Below are 16,806 nucleotides of genomic sequence, written 5' to 3' on the forward strand. Positions count from 1 at the left end.
GCCCAACACCGAGACCGGCATCGCCCTGCATGCCGCGCAGGGCGCGGTCAGCGCCCGCGCGGTGAGCAACCGTGCCGCGGTCGCGGCAAAGACCAGCGTCACCGTCGCCAGCACCACCGCCGACGTGCAGATCGCCGCCCCCAACAAGCATCTGCTGGCCACCGCCGCCGGCGCCTACATCAAGCTGGAGGGTGGAAACATCGAGATCGCCGCGCCGGGGACGATCGAGTTCAAGGCGGCGAAGAAGGAGTGGACGAGCGGGCAAAGTGCGAGCGGCCCGGCGCCGAAGTTGGCGAAGGGGGAGTTGAAGCTGTGTGACTTCAAGATGCAGGCGGCCGAAGCAGGTGGCGACGGTGCAGTGCCCGTGGGCGGCTGATGTGGGAGTGGATCATCGCCAACTCGCGGCGCATCACTTCGCGATCATCAACCCGCTCCAGGTCGATCGCTCGCAATGGTCAGACCTTCCGACCATCGCACTGAACCCCCCTGGCTTGTAGGCCAAGCCCGACACCATGCCGCTACTGCTGCCCTTGGCGAAGCTCGACGAATCGCGGCGCGTTGCCCTGCTGATACGAGCGGACGCGTGGGACAGGCTCCACGACGCGCCGTTCTTCTCCCTGCTGCTCAAGAGCACCGCCAACGCCAAACGGGTGGCAACCCATCTAGCTGGGCAGTCGCTGGTCACCGCGACCGACGGCACCCCTACGCTTCTACGTTGGTACGACCCACGAGTGTTTCGCCATCTGTGCTGGCTGCTCAGCGAGACCCAAGTGGGTCGCTTGAGTGGTCCTGTCAGCGAGTGGACCTGGCGCGACGGCGCGGCGCAGTGGCGCTCCCATGCGATACACGACGAACCCGATGCATTGACCCGACTAAACCTGACCGCGGAGCAGTGGTCAGTGATTGGCCGGCTTGGCGTGCTCAACCGCACCATCGTGCAGTTGCATCGCAATGCGCCCGAGGTCGCGCTGGATGACGACGCGCTCAAGCGTATCGACGCGCACCTGCAGCAGGCCTACGACATACATGCGATGACCGACGAAGCCGATGCCCGGCTGTTCGCCGAACAGGCCTTCAGGTGCCCCGGCATCCACGACCGCACGCAACTGGTGCAACGACTGGCCCGAGCCAGAAGCGGCGAGATCAGCTATGTCGGCGCCTGCGCCGATATCGACATCGGCTCAACCTCCCCAACCGAACGCAACCTGCAACGCAAGGACGCTGTGACATGAGCTGCGACCCCTCAAAGACCTGCACCATCTGCGACCAGCGCGGTCTACCGATCCTTCCGCTGCGCTACGCGGTAGCCCGAAATGATGTCGCCGCCGGGCAACGTGCACCCGACCTGCAGAAGCCATTTGATGATGGAGTCACGGGAGTATCGCTACCCGGGGAAAACGCCGATTACACACTGCGGCTGCTGCGCCCTGGCTACCTGTACGTGTTCAACGAAAAGCGCGGCGAATGGAAGGCCTACGTCGTCAACGATCAGGCTTACCTGCTGGAGTTCGACGCTCATGGCAAGGCTCCGCCCAACGTTGGTGATGCCAAGGCATGTGCGCGTATGCGGCAGTCGGCAGGAGCCCGTTGCGTGATGATTCCCGACGCGGGCAACGCCGGCGCCGTCTGGCTCGGCTTCTCCGACACGGCCTGGACCCCCGCTGTAATGGCGCGTCACCGCAGCGAGGCCTACCGCGCGCGGCACATGCAACGGATCGACGTGGCAGCGTGGGCCAATGCGGGCGCCAACCCAAAGACGCAAAGCCATATGGAGCGCTTGGACAAGGGGCTTGGTACGCAGGTCGCCGAGTACGCGCTACCGGCGGGCGCCAAGCGATTCCCGGCCCTGGACTACTCGCCCCACGAATATCGCAACCAGGCACATTCGACCGAAGCGCTTGTTGAAACGGCCAATGCCGCCGCCGGGAAATCCGTGGCCGCCATGGTGGCATTGAACGATCCGGTCGGTATCGCGCTGGAGATATCCGAGCTGATTCGCTACCAGATCAGGGCATTCGAGGCCAAGGACGATCGTGCATGGAAGAAGGCGACATCCGATGCGCTGCAGGGTCTGCGGGAAGCCATCCAAGCCAACGCAGCCGATCAGGCGCTGGCCCGCCACCGTGCAAAGCGCTATTCGGTGGACGAGTTTGGCATCCCCATGTACCCCGCGCATAGCGAGGCCCAGCGCAGCACCTTGGACAGGATGTTCGCCACTCTCCCGGCAGGAGAGGAGGCCCGGGTACGTGAGTCCGCATGGCGGAAGTATCTTGATGACTACAGTGAAAGCAAACGGATTCAGTTCGAAACACAGCTGAAAACTGACTTCGAAGCCCTGATCAAGGACAAACTGGCCGGCCTCGCCGATGCATTTGCCGGCTGGTACCGGTCGGCCCGCTTCCGTAACGTGCTCGAATGCACGCACGACGAGCATGAAATCGCGAGTGGCGAAAACCTGACAGTCATTGTCAGCGCCTGCCTGACCGAAATCACCGGTCTGCGTGCGGTGGCGGAGGCCGTGATCAAGGATCTGAGCGGCAGTTACTCGGACCCGGGCAACCCCGGGATGCGTGCGATGGTGCTCAACAACGCCGATGCAGCGAAAGTGTTGGACGAGGCCGCAGTGCCGGCACTTGAGCTGGGAAACCCGGGCGCGTGGAGCAACGCCTTCAAGGCGTTCGCCCACGTCATCGACGGCGCCGACAAGACCAAGACCGCGAGCAAGGAGGAGCTTGCGGCCGCGTTGGGCAGCGTTGCAAAACTGGCCTACCAAATGTCCGGCCCGATCGTCCAGGCGCTTGGCCGCGCCGGCCGCGCCGCCGGCGACGCAGCGTCGACGCTGGCCGTCGGCATCGCCACCCGCTACCGGATGATGGCGTTCCTCGGGGTGATTTCCGGGCGTCCGCTGCGCGCCCTGCAGGTGACTGCATCCGAGCGTGGGATGGCGCACGCCGTGGTCGAAGCGCTCACCGAAGGTCACAAGGGCGTCGACAAGAGCAAGCTGCGCAAGCAGCTCGACGCGGAACTGGCTGCGGACATCAAGGGCGACAGTGGCTCCCGAGCGTCCACCGGCTCACGCAATGCCCGCGGGCGCAAGAAATTCAACTGGACCGTCTTTTGGGATGACGCCAGTCGCCAGGCGCTCGGTTCAGGCGTCGACCCGACACGCCTGAACGACATGGTACTGAGCCAGCGCCAGCTGGAACGGCTGGTGCAAAGCCGTACCCGGAAGTTCATCAAGGTCGACATCGGCTTGGGCACGGCCTCGCTGATCCTCGACGGCTGGAATGCCTACGACGCGTTCGGCAAGCTGGAAGACGAAAAGGAGGGAACCGCCGATCAACGCCAGCTCGGACTTGCCGCTGCACTGGTCGGCATGACCGGCTCCAGTGTCGAGCTGGTGGGTGGGGTAATGCAGCGCACCCGGTGGGGTGGCACCGCACTGGCGCGCCCATTTACCTTCTTTGCAAACAAGGTCACCACGCGTGCCGCTTTGATCGGGTTCTGTGGGCGGTTGGCGGGCGCTGCCGGTGGGTTTTTGGGAGGCGCGCTGGATCTGTGGAAGGCTTGGTATGCGTGGAAGCGAGGGGATTTGCCTGCAGCGGCATTTTTCACCGCGACGGGCTTGTCAGCACTTGTAGTGGGCGGATTGATGGTCGCTGGCGTCATGACCCTTGGGGTCGGTTTCGTGGTCTTGATTGTACTTGCGTTGTTGTCTCTCCTTGGAGAGTGGCTTATCGACTTGTTCACTGACAACGATATTGAAAAGTGGGTCGACCGTACGCCATTCGGAAACCAAAGACACGGACGGTTCAAGGCTATTGGTGAACAAGTGATTGGCTGGAACAAGATTGTTGCGGGGGCAGGTAGCTGATGTTTGACGGATGGTTCATTCGATACAAGGTCAACAGGCCTCTTCGCGATGACGAAGGACGCGTGCAGCTTAATCGGCATGAAAGCGAAAACCTCATGGCGATCGACAAGGGTGTGGTTGCCCTGAATTCGACGTATGTCGAGTACGTAGACCGGTTTTTTCTTCTTCGCGGGTGGGGGGTGCTCTGTGGAATTCCCGGAATAGTAGTGGCTCTGGTTGCGGCGATAGTTATATCGCTTGCGATTGGAGGCATGAATCGCGCTGAGTATCCGGCAGAAATGCAAGGAAATATCGCTCTGTTGGTGGTGGGCGGTTTATTTGCTTTGGTTGCTACGGCGCTGCTGCGAATAACAATGTTTCGCGACATCTTCGGCTACACCTACAGCCCCATCCGCTTTAACCGCGTCGAACGCAAGATTTATGTATTCAACGGCGACCTCAAGGGCGGCATCCTGACCATTCCATGGGATAAGGCGTTCCTGTTCCCCGGCCGCGGGCGTCCCATCGGCGGCGGTGATGCAGACTGGACGTACGACCTGCGCTGCCACGTGCTCGACGAAAACGAGGTGGTGCGCCACACCTTCGCCATCGGCCACCACTGCGGCAACAGCAAGACCGAAGTGTTGCAGCACTGGGAGATGATTCGCCGCTACATGGAAGAGGGGCCGCAAGCGCTGCCGTTCCCGCCGCTGGCGCTGTACCTGTCGACCGAGCCGACGCTGCGGAACGCCTTCATCATCCAGGTCGGCGGCATGGGCGACGGCTGGCTGCGGGTGGTGGCCGGCATCTTCACCGTGCCCTGGGCCATTGCGCGCTATCTAACGCTGAAGACGTGCAGGCGGCCGAAGTGGACGGAGGAAATCGAGCGGGCCTGCCGCATCGAGCCGAACGATCCCTACCTGCAGCCCACCCCCCGGTTTGCCGGTGATGGCCAGACCAAGGGTCCGGATGGCGACACGCGCTATTTCGCCTACCAGGAGAAGGCGGCCGAGGAGGCGATCAGGTACGACCAGGCGCATGAGAAGTCATCGGACATAGCGGTATAACTGGGCCGCCTGTCCCCCCAGCAGTCACCTTGTCGGCCTCCTGCACCTCGCGCCGGTAGCTGCCTCAACGCTCACGACCTGACAGGGCAGTACACAGATTCAGATAGTGGACAAGAAGGAAGGCGAAATGGATATTCGAATGATCGCCCGCGCCTGATCGCGATGTGGAGCAGAAGATCCGATAGCACGGTCTGTCGGGCGCGGTGTAAACGACGACCGAACGATGTGCGTCATGAGTGTGACCTTGGCCCATGATGAATCGGACGGGGCCGGGCGTCTGCCAAGGAAGGAGTGATGGCGGTAAATAATTATGCGGTCGGCCTCATGTTGGCGGCCGGGATTGCGGGTTGTGCGGCGTTGGACGGTGACGCCCCGGCAGTGGAGCGTATCCGTTCGGCGGTGTCCTACCGGTTGGAAGGGGAGGGCCGGTATGTGCTGGCGTTGGAGCGCACCGGTTACTGCGAGGCCACCGATGGCTCGGAGCGCCGCTATCGCTGCCCGCTACGGCTGAGCTACTACGAGCAGTGGGATCTGGAAGACAGGTTGAGCCCAGCCCGGTCCGGAAAGTTTGCAAATGTTCCCGTAACGACGCTCGAGGGCCACTTTACGTTGCAGCACGACGAGGATGGGCCGTACTCGTGGGAGGTGGGAAGCGCGTTCAATTACGAGCGCAACAGGGCTGAGCGGAAGGTCGCTCGGCGCGATCTGGTCGCGGGACCCCGATGGAGCTTCGACCAACAGAGCTTGAATCGACAGGTCGGTAACTATCTGGCAGCCGAGCGGCGCAGCAATCTGCGGAGTCTGTTGGTCATCGCTGGATTGGCTATCGCGTTGGTTATCGCCGCTGCGCTGGCTTGGGGCCGGCGGTCGCAACAACTACAGACGCGCTCGGCTCGCAACAATGGTGGATCGACGGTGCGGGCGCGTAGTCGAACTGCCAACCACCGTCGCCGCCGTTCATCGAAGCCACCGGCACCGAACCGTCCAACCCCCACGCGGACGCACGAAGCCGCGGTCGACTTCCCGGTGCTGCGTTCCGAGCATGGCAGCTGGCAGAACCGAATGATCACTGCCGTGGCCTTCGTGCTGCTGGGCAGTGGATTGGTAAGCCTCGCCGCATTGCCGCTAGCAGCCGTATTCGGGGACGATCATTGGGCCGTGTCGTATGCCAGGAGTCCGGTGACGGCGATCTTGTTTCTGGCGGTGTATTTCGGCTTGCTCGGTGGCGTCCTGACATGGCTATGGAGGTATGCAACCCGAGCCCAGACGTTGACGCATGATGCATTGCTGGTCGATGGTGTGGGGCTGCATTTCTTGCGCGGGAACAGGGTTGTCCGGCAGATCGAATATGACGATTTGCTGGCTTCGCCAACCGGGGAGCTGGCCGACATCACGCTGGAATCTAAGAGCTACCCAACCGGCCGTGGTGGGAGAGTCACGCAATATTTCATGGGCCTGCATTGCGGCAACTCCGACGGCTCGGTTGAGCGCCACTTGCTCAACTTCCATGGCGGGCGCTTGGGCCGCGTCTATCTCAGCAACCGACACGAATTGATCGCGGCCTTCCTGCGGGGTGTGTCGCTGCGTCGCCCCGAACTACGAGTGTCGCCCAGCGTACTTTCCCACTACTACATCGACCCGGACACCGGAAATTACGACCGCAAGCGACGGGTCGTCACAGAGGTGGGGGCGACGGTGTTCGCGCTGATGGTGGTGGCCGGCATCTTTGTCTGGGTGTTCCATCTACGGGACTGAGCCGCTCGATCAGCGGAGTAGGCGACAATACGAGGTCGTCAATTCAAAAGCCGAATGATGGTCTCGGTCCAGTTCCCCGACTACCCCTTCACCCCCCACCGCTTCGAAGCCCGCCCCGGCATCGCGATGAGCTACCTCGACGAGGGCCCGCGCGCCGGCGAGGTCGTCGTGATGGTCCACGGCAACCCGTCGTGGAGCTTCTACTGGCGGCACCTGGTGCTGGGCCTGCGCGACCGTTACCGCTGCATCGTGCCCGACCACGTCGGCATGGGCCTGTCGGACAAGCCCGACGATGCGGCCGGGGCGTCACCGCGCTACGACTACACGCTGCAGTCGCGGGTCGATGATCTCGGGGCGCTGCTCGACCACCTCGGCATCAGCGGGCCGGTGACGCTGGCGGTGCACGACTGGGGCGGCATGATCGGGTTCGGCTGGGCGCTGCCGCACATGCCGCAGGTGAAGCGGCTGGTGATCCTCAACACGGCGGCGTTCCCGTTGCCGGCGGCCAAGCCGATGCCGTGGCAGCTGTCGCTCGGCCGCGACTCGAAGGTCGGCGGCTTCCTGATCCGTGCGTTCAACCTGTTCGCGCGCGGGGCGGCGTGGCTGGGCACCGAGCGCAGGCTGTCGGCCGACGTGCGGCGGGGCTACATCGCGCCCTACAACGGCTGGCGCAACGCGATCAGCACGCTGCGCTTCATGCAGGACATCCCATTGCGCGAGGGCGACCGGGCCTGGTCGCTGCTGCAGGCGGTGGGCGATGCGTTGCCGCGGTATGCGGACCGCCCGGTCTTCATCGGCTGGGGCCTGAAGGACTTCGTGTTCGACCGCCACTTTCTCGACGGTTTCCGGCGCGCGCTGCCCGGCGCCGAGGTGCACGCGTTCGAGGATGCCAACCACTACGTGCTGGAAGACCGGCACGAGGAGCTGGTGCCGGCGATCCGCCGTTTCATCGACCGGCATCCGCTGGACTGAGGTCGGCTGGGGCGGGCCTCGGATGCCGGCCGGCGGATCATCGATTCCGCGCGGTCACGCCGCGATTGGCGGCGGCACTGCAGGCGGCGCGCTGCCACCGTCGGTGGGGTTGTCGCTGCCGCCCGGCTGGCCGTCGCCGTGGCCGTCGTTGGCGGCCTCGCGCCAGCGCCAGTCGGCCGGGGTCAGCGCGGGCAGGCCGTGGGCCAGGCGCGCCTTGTCGCATTGCGCGCTGGGTGCGCCGAACTCGTAGGAGGCCGGCACGTCGCGGCAGGCCTGCGGGCGCACCGGGTGGATGCCGCAGCGGCTGTAGCGGCCGATGTCGGCGTCCAGTGCGACGCAGCGCGGCCGCTCCTGCGAGGTGCCGCGCATGACGCGCTCGTGCCGGCGCAGCGGTTCGGTCAACTCCGGTGGCACGACACCGCCCAGCGCGGGGTCGGCCTCGGACCAGTGCAGGCTGACGCGGTAGTGGGCGCAGCAGGCGCCGCAGGTCAGGCAGGGGTGGCTCACGGGGGCGGGTCGCAGGCCCGGGCCACCGGATCGGGGCCGCGCGGGATGGGGATTTTTCGGCCTGCGGTGGGGGCCGCGCAAGCGTTTTCTTCGACCCTGCGGGGCGACCGGTAGCGGCGCCCGGGCCGGACGCTGCGCCGACCGTGGCGCAGCGGCGACAATGGCGGGATGAACGAACCGAGCAACATCGCCGCGGCGCTGCCCCGGATCGCCACCGAGGCGCCGGACCGGATCGCGATGCGCTGTCCCGGCAGCCGCGGTCCGGACGGCCTGGCGCGCTACGACGTGGCGGTGACCTACGGCCAGCTGGACGCGCGTAGCGATGCGATCGCCGCCGGGCTGGCGGCGCGCGGCGTCGGCCGCGGCACCCGCACGGTGGTGATGGTGCGGCCGGGGCCGGACTTCTTCGCGTTGATGTTCGCGCTGTTCAAGGCGGGCGCGGTGCCGGTGCTGGTCGACCCGGGCATCGACCGGCGCGCGCTGCGGCAATGCCTGGCCGAGGCGCAGGCCGAAGCATTCGTCGGCATCCCGCTGGCGCAGCTGGCGCGGCGACTGCTGGGCTGGGCGACGTCGGCGCGGGTGTCGGTGACGACCGGCGGGCGTGCGTGGCTGGCCGACGCGACCCTGGCGCAGATCGAGCGCGCCGGCGCCGGTGCCGGCCCGCAGCTGGCCGACACCGACCCCCATGAGGTCGCCGCGATCCTGTTCACCAGTGGCTCGACCGGCGTGCCGAAGGGCGTGGTCTACCGCCACCGGCACTTCGTCGCGCAGGTGGCGATGCTTGGCGCCGCGTTCGGCATCGAGCCCGGCGGGGTGAACCTGCCGACCTTCCCGCCGTTCGCGTTGTTCGACCCGGCGCTGGGGCTGACCTCGGTGATCCCCGACATGGACCCGACGCGGCCGGCGCAGGCCGACCCGCGCAGGCTGCACGACGCGATCGCGCGGTTCGGGGTCGACCAGCTGTTCGGCTCGCCGGCGCTGATGGCGGTGCTGGCGGCGCATGGGCGGCCGCTGCCGACGGTGCGCGGGGTGATGTCGGCCGGCGCGCCCGTGCCGGCAGAGGTGGTGACCCGGATGCGCGGGCTGCTGCCGGCGGACGCCAGGTTCTGGACGCCATACGGCGCGACCGAGTGCCTGCCGGTCGCCGTGGTCGAGGGCCGCGAGCTGGAGGCGACCCGCGCCGCGACCGAGGCCGGCGCCGGCACCTGCGTCGGCCGCCCGGTGCCGCCGAACGAGGTGCGCATCATCGCGATCACCGACGGGGCGATCGAACGCTGGGACGACGCGCGCGAGCTGCCGTCCGGCGAAGTCGGCGAGATCACCGTCGCCGGCCCGACCGCCACCGACAGCTACTTCAACCGCGACGCGCAGACCCGGCTGGCGAAGATCGACGAGGCCACCGGCGCCGGCACCCGCGTCGTCCATCGGATGGGCGATGTCGGCTACTTCGATAGCGAGGGTCGGCTGTGGTTCTGCGGACGCAAGTCGCACCGGGTCGAGACCGTGGCCGGACCGCTGTATACCGAGCAGGTCGAGCCGGTGTTCAACACCCATTCCCGGGTGCGACGCACCGCGCTGGTCGGCATCGGAGAACGCGGCGCGCAGGTGCCGGTGCTGTGCGTGGAGCTGGCCACAGGCGTGGCGCGACGCGAGTGGCCGCGGATCGAGCGCGAACTGCGGGCGCTGGGTGCGGGGCATGCACACACCGCCGGGGTCGATCGCTTTCTGCGCCACCCGGGTTTCCCGGTCGACATCCGCCACAACGCCAAGATCGGGCGCGAGAAGCTGGCGGAGTGGGCGGCGCGGAAGGTTTCGTCCTAGGGAGCGACGTGAGTCGCGACCCGCCGAACGCTTGAGACGATGTACAGGTCGCGACCCACGTCGCTCCTACACGAAGACGATGCGCATCGAGGAGGCATCAAGTGAAAATCCTGGTCACCGGCGGCGGCGGCTTCCTCGGCCAGGCCCTGTGCCGCGGCCTGCGCGAGCGCGGCCATGAGGTCGCCAGCTTCAACCGCGGCCACTACCCGGAACTCGACGCGATCGGCGTCGAGCAGCGCCGCGGCGACCTCGCCGACCGCGACGCGACCATCGCTGCGGCGGCCGGCTGCGACGCGGTCTTCCACAACGCCGCCAAGGCCGGTGCATGGGGGCCCTACGACGACTACCACCGCGCCAACGTGCTCGGCACCCGCCACGTGCTCGACGCCTGCCGCGCGCACGGCATCCGCCGGCTGGTGTACACCTCCACCCCGAGCGTGACCCACCGCGCGACGCACCCGGTCGAGGGCCTCGGCGCCGACGACGTGCCCTACGGCGAAGGCCTGAAGGCGCCGTACGCCTCGACCAAGGCGATCGCCGAACGCGAGGTGCTGGCGGCCAACGACGCCGCGCTGGCGACCGTCGCGCTGCGCCCGCGGCTGATCTGGGGTCCGGGCGACAACCAACTGCTGCCGCGGCTGGTCGAACGCGCGCGCGCCGGGCGGCTGCGGCTGGTCGGCGGCGGCGACAACCTCGTCGACACCACCTACATCGACAACGCCGCGCAGGCGCACCTCGATGCGTTCGACGCGCTGGCGCCGGGCGCGGCGTGTGCCGGCAAGGCCTACTTCATCAGCAACGGCGACCCGCGCACGATGCGCGAGACCCTCAACGCGCTGCTCGCCGCCGCGGGCGCGCCGACCGTGCACGGCAGCGTGCCGTTCGGCGTCGCCTATGCCGCCGGCGCCGTCTGCGAGACCCTGTGGCGGGTGCTGCCGCTGAAGGGTGAGCCGCCGATGACGCGCTTCCTCGCCGAGCAGCTGGTGACCACCCACTGGTACGACATGGAACCCGCGCGGCGCGATTTCGGCTACGTGCCCAAGGTCGGCTTCGACGAGGGACTGGCGCGGCTGCGAACGGCGTGGGGCGGGAGCCGCGCCGGCTAGAATGCGCCGATGACCGACGCCGCCCCCCGACACCCGCTCGCCCGGCTCAAGCCCCTTGCCGGGCAGGCGCTGGAGATAGCGCTCAACCGCGCGCTCGCCCTCGACCCCGACACCGGCACCGCCCTGCGCGGGCTCGACGGCCGGCGCGTCGCGGTGCATCTGTCGGCGCCGCCGCTGGCGCTGCAGGTCACCGTCGATGGCGACCGGCTGCGGGTCGGCCCGGTCGACGCCGCCGACGCGCCGGACCTGTCGGTGCGCAGCTCGATCGGCGGGCTGCTGTCGCAACTGCCGTTCCTGCGCAACGACGACGCACCGCCGGTCGGCAAGCTGCGGATCGAAGGCGATGCCGACCTCGCGCGGCGCCTGCAGCGGCTGGCCGAGCGCTTCGACCCCGACTGGCAGCAGCCGTTCGCGCAGGTGTTCGGCGACGTGCTCGGCGTGCAGGTCGCCAATGCGCTCGCGGCCGGGCTGCGGCAGGCGCGGGTGGTCGCACGCGAGCTGGCCGGCAGCGCCGCCGAGTACGTGACCGAGGAATCGCGCGACGTGGTCGCCCGCGACGAGGTGGCCGCGTTCAACGACGACGTCGACGTGCTGCGCGACGACGTCGAGCGCATCGCCGCGCGCGTCGCCCGGCTGCGCACGCGCGCCGCCGGAGGCAGCCCGTGAAGTCGGCCCTGCGCGCGACCCGGATCGGCCGGGTGCTGCTGCGCTACCGGCTCGACGCGCTGCTCGACGGCACGCCCGCCGAGCGCTGGCTGAAGCTGGCACGGCCGTTCGTACCGCGCGCCTCGGCCGAGGTCGCGGCGATGTCGCGCGGCGCGCGGCTGCGGCTGGCGCTGCAGGAGCTCGGGCCGATCTTCGTCAAGTTCGGGCAGATCCTGTCGACCCGTCGCGACCTGGTGCCGCCGGACGTCGCCGACGAACTCGCGCTGCTGCAGGACCGGGTCGCGCCGTTCGACGGCGGGGCCGCCCGCGCGATCGTCGAGACCGCGCTCGGCCGGCCGGTCACCGAGGCGTTCGCCAGCTTCGACACCACCCCGCTGGCGTCGGCCTCGATCGCCCAGGTGCACGCGGCGACGCTGCCCGCGGTCGGCACCGCGGCGCCGCGCGAGGTTGTCGTAAAGGTGTTGCGTCCCGGCATCAGGCGCCAGATCACCGACGACATCGCCCTGCTCAACGCGGTCGCCGGCATCGTCGAGCGCACCCATCCCAACGCCGACAAGATCCGCCCGCGCGAGGTCGTCGCCGAGATCGAAGCGACCCTCGCCGCCGAGCTCGACCTGCAGCGCGAGGGTGGCAACGCCAGCGTGCTGCGGCGGTTCTGGCTCGACAGCGACGACCTCTACGTGCCCGAGGTGATCTGGTCGCATACCGGCGAGCGCGTGCTCACGCTTGAGCGCGTGCACGGCATCCCGTCCGACGACGTCGCCGCGCTCGACGCCGCCGGCATCGACCGCAAGGCGCTCGCGGCCAAGGGCGTGCGCGTGTTCTACACCCAGGTGTTCCGCGACAACTTCTTCCACGCCGACGCCCACGCCGGCAACATCTGGGTCGACACCGACCCGGCCCGCAAGGCCAACCCGCGCTTCATCGCGCTGGACTTCGGGATCATGGGCCAGCTGTCGGACGAGGACCAGTACTACCTCGCCGAGAACTTCATGGCGATCTTCAACCGCGACTACCGCCGCATCGCCGAGCTGCACGTGCAGGCCGGCTGGATGCCGGGGCACATCCGCATCGATGAACTCGAGGCCGCGGCGCGCGCGGTGTGCGAGCCGTACTTCACCCGGCCGCTGAGCGAGATCTCGCTGGCCGAGGTGCTGCTCAAGCTGTTCCGGGTCGCGCAGCGGCACGAGCTGACCCTGCAGCCGCAGCTGATCCTGCTGCAGAAGACCCTGCTCAACATCGAGGGCGTCGGCCGCCAGCTCGACCCGGCCATCGACATCTGGGCGGTCGCCAAGCCGGTGCTGTCGAAGATCCTGGTGCAGCGCTACAGCCCGCGCCGGCTGCTGGGCGAGTTCCGCAAGCGGCTGCCGGAGCTGGTCACCCGCGCGCCGCAGATGCCGGGCCTGCTGCACGCCTGGCTGGAGCAGCAGGTCGAAGGCCGGCACGAGCTGCGGATGCGCTCGGCCGACCTCGCCGAGCTGTCGCGCAGCGTGCGCGAGGCGCAGAAGCGCACCGTCGCCGCGATCCTCGGCACCGGACTGCTGATCGTCGCCGCCGTGCTGTACGGCCTGGAGGCCGGCGGGCCCACGTTGTGGTCGGTGCCGGCGTCGTCGTGGATCGCCGGGCTCGGCGGGCTGTGGGCGCTGCTGGCGGCGTGGCCGCGGCGCCAGGGCGCGTCCGATGGCCTGTAGGAGCGACGTGAGTCGCGACCCACTGACCCTCCGGCTGCGCGTCGGTCAACGCGATCCCGCAATCGCGCGACCGCGGATCCGCGTTGATCGCGGCGGCGAACAGCGGTCAGTGGGTCGCGACTTACGTCGCTCCTACCGGGGCGGGTATCGGGACGCGACTGGTCCGGCCCGCGGCGCACGCACATGACCATCGATCCCGCGCTGCTCGCGCTGCCGGTCCTGTACGCCGACGACCGCCTCGCCGTGGTCGACAAGCCGGCCGGGCTGATGGTCCACGACAGTGCGCTGGCGCGCGGCGAGCACGATTTCGTCGCCGACCGGCTGCGGCTGCAGTTCGGCCGGCCGGTGTTCTTGGTGCACCGGCTCGACCGCGCCACCAGCGGCTGCCTGCTGGTCGCGTTCGACCGCGACACCGCGTCGCTGCTGGGCAGGGTGCTGATGTCGCACGAGGTCGGCAAGCACTACTGGGCGGTCTGTCGCGGCTGGCCGGCGGAGGACGCGTTCACGGTCGACCACGAGCTCGACGGTGGTCCGGGCAAGCCGGTCAGGAAGCCGGCGGTGACCGGGTTCCGGGTGCTCGCGCGGACCGAGTGCGCCTGGCCGTCGACCGGTTTCGACACCTCGCGCTACGCACTGCTCGAAGCGCAGCCGCAGACCGGCCGCTTCCGCCAGATCCGCCGCCACCTCAAGCACCTGTCGCACCACCTGATCGGCGACACCAGCCACGGCGACGGCCGCCACAACCGTGCGTTCCGGATGATCGGCGTGCACCGGATGCTGCTGCACGCGCGGCGGCTGGTGTTCACCCATCCGCATACCGGAGAGCGGCTGGACGTGGCCGCGCCGGTGGACGCGGAGTTCGGCAAGGCGCTGGCGCTGTTCGAGGGCTTCGATCCGGCGCGCGGGGCGTTCGCCGCGGTGACCTAGAATCGCCCGCATGATCGAGGTCGGTCCCCTGCGCATCCCCGAGGCCGAGCTGGTCGAGCGTTTCGTGCGTTCGGCCGGGCCGGGCGGGCAGAACGTCAACAAAGTCGCGACCGCGGTCGAGCTGCGGTTCGACATCGCCACCTCGCCGTCGCTGCCCGAACCGGTGCGCGCGCGGCTGCTGTCCCGCCGCGACCGCCGGGTCACCTCCGACGGCGTGCTGGTGCTGAGCGCGCAGCGCTTCCGCACCCAGGAGCGCAACCGCGAGGACGCGCGCGAACGGCTGGCGCACTTCATCGAGGCCGGCCTGCACGCGCCGAAGAAGCGTGTCGCCACCCGTCCGACCCGCGCGTCCAAGGAGCGCCGGCTGGCCGGCAAGCGCGAACGCAGTACGATCAAGCAGGGGCGCGCCGGGCGCGACTGGGACTGAGCGAGCGCATGCATCCACCGACCGACGACGTCGTGCCGTCGCTGCCGCCGCGGGTGCCGCGCACGCCGCCCAACCGCTTCGGCCGCTGGCTCGGGCGGACGGTGCTGAAGCTCGGCGGCTGGCGCCTGGTCGGCGAGTTCCCCGACCTGCCGAAGGTGGTGCTGATCGGCGTGCCGCACTCGTCCAACTGGGACGGCGTCTGGGGCTTCGCGGCCAAGCTCGCGCTCGGGCTCGACATCCGCATCCTGGGCAAGCACCAGCTGTTCCGGGGGCCGCTGGGGCCGCCGATGCGCGCGCTGGGCATCATCGCGATCAACCGTGGCGCCGCCAGTGGCGTGGTCGAGCAGATGGCCGCGCGCATCCGCGGCGCCGACCGGCTGTGGCTCGGCATCGCGCCGGAAGGCACGCGCAAGCCGGTGGCGCGCTGGAAGACCGGTTTCTGGAAGATCGCCCACGCCGCCCGGGTGCCGGTGCTGCCGGTGTACTTCCACTATCCCGACAAGGTCATCGGCATCGGCCCGGCGTTTACCACCAGCGACGACATGGAGGCCGACCTGGCCCGGCTGCGCGCGTGGTACCGGCCGTGGCAGGGCAAATACCACGGCACCGACTGAGCGCCGCGCCGCACTGGCACGACTATTGCGTTCAACCTGTGACCGGCTGCACATTCTGGTGCGGCCGGCCGCAGCGGCCCCGGGCGTGGTCGCGGAGCGTCGGGATGCGCCATTCAAGGGCCGTGCGGTTGCTGCGGCGGGCGGGAGCGCCTGAGCCGTGGCCATGACGCCGTGGTTCGTGTCCGGACCCGCGGCCTGGCTGGCCGCGGCCGGGCTGTGGCGCGGCCCCGAGCGGATCGAGCCGACCCCGGCCGAGGACTGGCGCGACGCCCGCATCGACCTCGTCATCGCCGCCTGCCGCGACCAGGCGACGATCGTCCACTGCCTCGCCGGCCTGGCCGCGCAGACCCTGCGTCCGCGGCGGGTGCTGCTGGTCGACGATGGCGGCGCCGAGCGCGACCACGGCATCCAGCTGGCGCGCGAGTTCGCCATCGCCAACGGCCTGGCGCTGACGGTGGTGCAGCGCACCTGGTCGATCGGCAAGGCGGCGACGCTCAAGCGCCAGGCGCGCGGTTTCGCCGGCGACGTGCTGTTCGTGCTCGACGGCGACACCGTGCTCGCCTCGCCGGACTACATCGAGCGCTGCGTGCGCGAGCTGTACCAGGGCGTCGGCATCGCCAGCGCCTGCGGCACGGTCGAGCCGCTGCGGCCGCGGCACCGGCGCGCGCTGGCGGCCAGCCCGGCGTTCCAGCGCTGGCTCGCCGGCGACGACTACCGCGACCCGCTGCAGCCGCGCGATGTCATCGACCGCATCGCCGCCGCCATCGCGGATGGCTATACGGCCCACGTCGACCGGCTGCGGCAGGCGCTGCTCGGTCGCGGCCTGATGAACCTGCACGGCGGCACCGGTGAGCCCTCGGGCGGTGCGATCGCCTACCGTCGGCGCTACCTGAAGGACCTGTTCGACCGCTACGAACCGGTCCGCGGCGACGACCTGACCGCGGCCGACGACCTGTTCATCGCCCGCGCGCTGGCGATGGAGGGCTACCGCAGCATCCGCCTGGACGACGTGGTGGCGCGGGTGCGCACCCCGCCGCTGCACCAACTGCCGCGACAGGCATGGCGCCGGGCCGTCGCGCTGATGCAGAACGACCACTATTTCGACCCGTTGCTGCGCAGCCCGCTGAGCGCGCTGCGACATCGCTGGCGGCGCCTGTACGACCCGGTGGTGACGCCGGTCGCGGGTTCGGCCGGCGACCGCCGCCGCGTGCGCGAGGCCTACCGCCAGCCGTTCGGCGAGCGCCTGACCCACCGCCAGGGCCGGCCGCTGGGCCGCGGCCTGCTGCTGCTGGCGCTGGAGCGGGCCGGTTACCCGGTCGCGCTGCTGGCGGCTGGGCTGGTCTGCGGCTGGGGCGCGGCGGGGGTGTTGGTCGCGGCGGAGGCGGCGGCGACCGCGCTGG

At 69.1% G+C, this 16,806-nt stretch carries 14 protein-coding genes and 1 pseudogene; 14 read left to right on the forward strand and 1 reads right to left on the reverse strand.

Going from position 1 to position 16,806, the window contains the following annotated elements:
• From N799_RS13005 to N799_RS13035, 6 genes are all read left to right on the forward strand, one after another.
• Positions 1-376, forward strand: a 376-nt coding sequence (locus N799_RS13005; RefSeq protein ID WP_036213383.1) for a DUF2345 domain-containing protein, incomplete at its 5' end; no start/stop codon positions are given.
• Positions 377-512: 136 nt separating this feature from the next.
• Positions 513-1,232 carry a DUF4123 domain-containing protein gene (locus N799_RS14950; RefSeq protein ID WP_081975034.1) on the forward strand — a complete coding sequence of 240 codons (720 nt, stop codon included), beginning with the start codon at positions 513-515 and terminating at the stop codon, positions 1,230-1,232.
• Positions 1,229-3,874, forward strand: a complete 2,646-nt coding sequence (locus tag N799_RS13020; RefSeq protein ID WP_152597964.1) for a T6SS effector BTH_I2691 family protein — start codon at positions 1,229-1,231, stop codon at positions 3,872-3,874. The genes N799_RS14950 and N799_RS13020 overlap by 4 nt, the downstream gene beginning before the upstream one ends.
• Positions 3,875-3,969: 95 nt before the next feature.
• Positions 3,970-4,920, forward strand: coding sequence for a DUF6708 domain-containing protein (locus N799_RS13025; protein ID WP_152597965.1), 951 nt, complete (start codon positions 3,970-3,972; stop codon positions 4,918-4,920).
• A gap of 294 nt (positions 4,921-5,214) precedes the next feature.
• On the forward strand, positions 5,215-6,675 hold the full coding sequence (locus N799_RS15490) for a hypothetical protein (protein ID WP_152597966.1): 1,461 nt from the start codon (positions 5,215-5,217) through the stop codon (positions 6,673-6,675).
• 57 nt (positions 6,676-6,732) lie between these two features.
• Entirely contained in the window at positions 6,733-7,647 is a 915-nt protein-coding gene (locus N799_RS13035; protein WP_036213417.1) for an alpha/beta fold hydrolase, read from the forward strand.
• A gap of 168 nt (positions 7,648-7,815) precedes the next feature.
• On the opposite strand, the pseudogene N799_RS13040 reads toward N799_RS13035, so the two are convergent.
• Positions 7,816-8,154, reverse strand: a pseudogene (locus tag N799_RS13040) (YkgJ family cysteine cluster protein); the annotation flags it as partial.
• A 168-nt stretch (positions 8,155-8,322) separates the two neighbouring features.
• Between N799_RS13040 and oleC the strand changes: the two are divergent.
• From oleC to N799_RS13080, 8 genes are all read left to right on the forward strand, one after another.
• Positions 8,323-9,975 carry an olefin beta-lactone synthetase gene (gene oleC, locus N799_RS13045; RefSeq protein ID WP_036213397.1) on the forward strand — a complete coding sequence of 551 codons (1,653 nt, stop codon included), beginning with the start codon at positions 8,323-8,325 and terminating at the stop codon, positions 9,973-9,975.
• A gap of 101 nt (positions 9,976-10,076) precedes the next feature.
• Positions 10,077-11,081, forward strand: coding sequence for a 2-alkyl-3-oxoalkanoate reductase (oleD, locus tag N799_RS13050; protein ID WP_036213401.1), 1,005 nt, complete (start codon positions 10,077-10,079; stop codon positions 11,079-11,081).
• 9 nt (positions 11,082-11,090) lie between these two features.
• Complete coding sequence (locus N799_RS13055) at positions 11,091-11,747, forward strand: ubiquinone biosynthesis accessory factor UbiJ (RefSeq protein ID WP_036213404.1); 657 nt, start codon at positions 11,091-11,093, stop codon at positions 11,745-11,747.
• Entirely contained in the window at positions 11,744-13,438 is a 1,695-nt protein-coding gene (gene ubiB, locus N799_RS13060; RefSeq protein WP_036213407.1) for a ubiquinone biosynthesis regulatory protein kinase UbiB, read from the forward strand. The genes N799_RS13055 and ubiB overlap by 4 nt, the downstream gene beginning before the upstream one ends.
• A gap of 183 nt (positions 13,439-13,621) precedes the next feature.
• On the forward strand, positions 13,622-14,365 hold the full coding sequence (locus tag N799_RS13065; protein WP_036213409.1) for a pseudouridine synthase: 744 nt from the start codon (positions 13,622-13,624) through the stop codon (positions 14,363-14,365).
• A gap of 10 nt (positions 14,366-14,375) precedes the next feature.
• Complete coding sequence (gene arfB / locus N799_RS13070) at positions 14,376-14,792, forward strand: alternative ribosome rescue aminoacyl-tRNA hydrolase ArfB (protein WP_036213411.1); 417 nt, start codon at positions 14,376-14,378, stop codon at positions 14,790-14,792.
• A gap of 8 nt (positions 14,793-14,800) precedes the next feature.
• Complete coding sequence (locus N799_RS13075) at positions 14,801-15,406, forward strand: lysophospholipid acyltransferase family protein (protein WP_052101553.1); 606 nt, start codon at positions 14,801-14,803, stop codon at positions 15,404-15,406.
• A gap of 163 nt (positions 15,407-15,569) precedes the next feature.
• A partial coding sequence (locus N799_RS13080; RefSeq protein ID WP_052101554.1) for a glycosyltransferase occupies positions 15,570-16,806 on the forward strand: 1,237 nt, incomplete at its 3' end.

It is taken from the genome of Lysobacter arseniciresistens ZS79 (assembly GCF_000768335.1).
Taxonomy (GTDB): Bacteria; Pseudomonadota; Gammaproteobacteria; order Xanthomonadales; family Xanthomonadaceae; genus Novilysobacter; species Novilysobacter arseniciresistens.

What these genes read in the sequence shown, in the direction of transcription:
- N799_RS14950 (WP_081975034.1), top strand. Translation starts at nt 513, where the DNA reads ATGCCGCTACTGCTGCCCTTGGCGAAGCTCGACGAATCGCGGCGCGTT.
- N799_RS13020 (WP_152597964.1), top strand. Translation starts at nt 1,229, where the DNA reads ATGAGCTGCGACCCCTCAAAGACCTGCACCATCTGCGACCAGCGCGGT.
- N799_RS13025 (WP_152597965.1), top strand. Translation starts at nt 3,970, where the DNA reads ATGGCGATCGACAAGGGTGTGGTTGCCCTGAATTCGACGTATGTCGAG.
- N799_RS15490 (WP_152597966.1), top strand. Translation starts at nt 5,215, where the DNA reads ATGGCGGTAAATAATTATGCGGTCGGCCTCATGTTGGCGGCCGGGATT.
- N799_RS13035 (WP_036213417.1), top strand. Translation starts at nt 6,733, where the DNA reads ATGGTCTCGGTCCAGTTCCCCGACTACCCCTTCACCCCCCACCGCTTC.
- oleC (WP_036213397.1), top strand. Translation starts at nt 8,323, where the DNA reads ATGAACGAACCGAGCAACATCGCCGCGGCGCTGCCCCGGATCGCCACC.
- N799_RS13055 (WP_036213404.1), top strand. Translation starts at nt 11,091, where the DNA reads ATGACCGACGCCGCCCCCCGACACCCGCTCGCCCGGCTCAAGCCCCTT.
- N799_RS13065 (WP_036213409.1), top strand. Translation starts at nt 13,622, where the DNA reads ATGACCATCGATCCCGCGCTGCTCGCGCTGCCGGTCCTGTACGCCGAC.
- arfB (WP_036213411.1), top strand. Translation starts at nt 14,376, where the DNA reads ATGATCGAGGTCGGTCCCCTGCGCATCCCCGAGGCCGAGCTGGTCGAG.
- N799_RS13075 (WP_052101553.1), top strand. Translation starts at nt 14,801, where the DNA reads ATGCATCCACCGACCGACGACGTCGTGCCGTCGCTGCCGCCGCGGGTG.